The organism is Mycobacterium sp. TH-M15 (genome assembly GCF_057473705.1).
The window spans coordinates 1-2,242 of record NZ_JBYCLB010000409.1; the positions used below are offsets into that span (position 1 = coordinate 1).

At 68.2% G+C, this 2,242-nt stretch carries 3 protein-coding genes; 2 read left to right on the top strand and 1 reads right to left on the bottom strand.

The features are described 5' to 3' along the window. The first annotated feature begins 144 nt into the window (after positions 1 to 144). Positions 145 to 480, top strand: coding sequence for a plasmid mobilization protein (locus AC2VNT_RS09970; RefSeq protein ID WP_486946703.1), 336 nt, complete (start codon positions 145 to 147; stop codon positions 478 to 480). Positions 481 to 525: 45 nt separating this feature from the next. Here the strand turns inward: AC2VNT_RS09970 and AC2VNT_RS09975 are convergent, their stop codons facing one another. Further along, positions 526 to 1,923, bottom strand: a complete 1,398-nt coding sequence (locus tag AC2VNT_RS09975; protein WP_486946701.1) for an NF041680 family putative transposase — start codon at positions 1,921 to 1,923, stop codon at positions 526 to 528. Positions 1,924 to 2,021: 98 nt separating this feature from the next. On the opposite strand from AC2VNT_RS09975, the gene AC2VNT_RS09980 reads away from it, so the two are divergent. Beyond that, on the top strand, positions 2,022 to 2,242 hold a 221-nt coding region (locus AC2VNT_RS09980), incomplete at its 3' end, for a DUF6788 family protein (protein ID WP_486946702.1).

A 2,242-nucleotide genomic window follows, 5' to 3' on the forward strand; every position in this document is an offset into this window, starting at 1 on the left:
CCGGCGAGTGGCGCGACCGATCTCGGTCCGTGAGTGCACCCAGGCAGAGATCAACAAGTGGCTCTAGGAGTGGCTGGTATGAGCGATGATCGCAGACATCAGGTCAACGACGAAACCGAGCTTGCTGATGAGCTCGAGAAGGCTATGGCGGACCCAAACGAGTGGGGCGAGCCAATTCGAGAAAGTCGGCCCCCGCGGCTTGAGAAGAGGCACCGCGCCGCGATGATTAGCATCCGGCTCACGGCGGAAGAGCTGGGCGCCGTCCAAGCGCAGGCTACCGCTCGCGGTCTGAGTGTGAGCGGCTATGTACGTGACGCCGCACTGCGCCCTACACAGCAGTCATTGCCATCCATACGCGGGCTACCTGCCAACTCGCCTGCGGACGCGCAGAGCCCGGTAATCGTAAGCGCTCAAAATCTTGCTACGCCCGATGAGAGAAACGTCGCCACTACGTATCTTCTCCTGGCTAAATCGTCATAGGAGTCGTCTGCATACGCATTCCGGCACAGGCACTTAACTTGATTTTTAACCCGTGTCGTGCTGGTTCGAGCGGGTAGTGGCGCGCTTGCCGACGTCGTGTCGGGCGGCGCGCTGCTTGTTTTTGGTGCCGGGTGGCCGTCCCGGGCCGGGCCGGGAGGGTTTCGGTGCGCTGGCTGGAAGGGGTGTTGTCGGGCGGAGGTTCCGAAACCCTCGACGGACCCGCGCCGGGGTGAGCCGGCGGGGCTCGGCGGCGGGTTTCTCCCAGGGCCGGCGCAGGTCCTCGGCGAGGGCGCGGGCAAGCCGGAGCTGGGTGTGGGCGGCGATGATCAGCCAGCTCCAGCGGTCGGCCTGCTCGGGTGTGCGGACCCGGGGGCGGGTCCAGCCCAGGGTTTGCTTGAGGAACCGGAAGGTGTGTTCGATGTCGAAGCGACGCAGGAACATTCGCCAGAGCCGGTCGGTGTCGGCGGGTTCACCCTGTGGGCGGGAGGACCACAGCCACACCGGTTTGGGATCCCGGTCGCCGGGGAGGCGGTCCACGGTCAGCCGGATCAGGGTGCCCTCGATGATCGGCAGCTCGCCGTCGTGGGATCGCCACGCGGCGCGGCTGGTCAGGCGGGGGTGCAGCCGGTGCCACGCGCACGCTTGGGCGGTGCCGTAGCGGCTGGTGTCGCTGGTGGTGGTCACGTCAGGTTCGGGATGGGTGGACGGGTCGGCGCACGCGAACTCGGGGCCGTGCTTGGCGGGACGCCCGACCGCGCCCGCTTGGGGGGGTGCGGGGAAGTAGAAGACCCGGTCCGAGCGGACCCGGCCCAGCAGCTGCACCGGCAGGTCGGTGAGCAGATATGCCAGCCGGGTGACGTCGTAGCCGGCGTCGAACACGATCAGGATGTCGGGGTCGCCGGGCCGGTGCTGGTCGGCCTCTCGTAGCCGCTCGACGACCTCGCGGACTTGGGCGGCGGTCACCTCGGTCGGGTCGTCGCACGGGCCCAGCCGTTGCGCGTCGAGGATCGTCGTCCAGGAGGTGCGGCCGGTCTCCAGTGCCGCCACAAACGAGTAGGGCCAGCCGGGAATCATCTGCGCGGATCCTTTGCCGCGTCCATAGACGTGGCAGAACAGCCGGTCGGGGCTGGTCGCCGCGTCCGGGCGCAGCCAGGGGCTGACGTCGACCGCCAGCGTGATCCTGCCGTCGCTGTCGCGGGGTAGCGCCAGCGCGGTCAGCGATAGGCGCAGCCGGCCGATGTCGATCTGCCCGCACGCCAGGCCGTCGTAGAGGGCGCCGTGCCCGCGCCGGTGCTCGGCGGTCAGCGACAACTCGGGCAGCGAGACCACCGGCCCGTCGGCGCACAGCAGCGCGTCGGTGAGCTCGAAGAGCGCGTCGGCGCGGCGGTTTAGGCAGGCGTGGTAGTCGCGGCGGAACCCGGCGAGCACGGTGGCCTCGGCCATCCCCGAATCCTCTCGAGTCGCGTCAATAGCAGACAGTATTAATACTGTCTGCTATTCTGGAAGAGTCCAGCCGACACGCCGATCGGGAGCCGCCCAAAATGCGCGAATCATCCAGTCCGACAGAGCAATTAGCCGAATACGAGCGGCAGTACCGCGACCTCGCCGCGCAACTGGCCGACATCGGGTTCATCGCCAGCGGTACCCTGATCCAACGCCACACCCACTGCGCCAGCCCCGGCTGCCGCTGCCGCGCCAACCCACCCCACCCGCACGGCCCCTACCACCAATGGAGCACCAAGGTCGCCGGCAAGACCGTCAC

Bases quoted from the DNA above. Each gene is read 5' to 3' on its own strand.
- AC2VNT_RS09975 (WP_486946701.1), bottom strand. From the start codon at position 1,923: ATGGCCGAGGCCACCGTGCTCGCCGGGTTCCGCCGCGACTACCACGCC.
- AC2VNT_RS09970 (WP_486946703.1), top strand. From the start codon at position 145: ATGGCGGACCCAAACGAGTGGGGCGAGCCAATTCGAGAAAGTCGGCCC.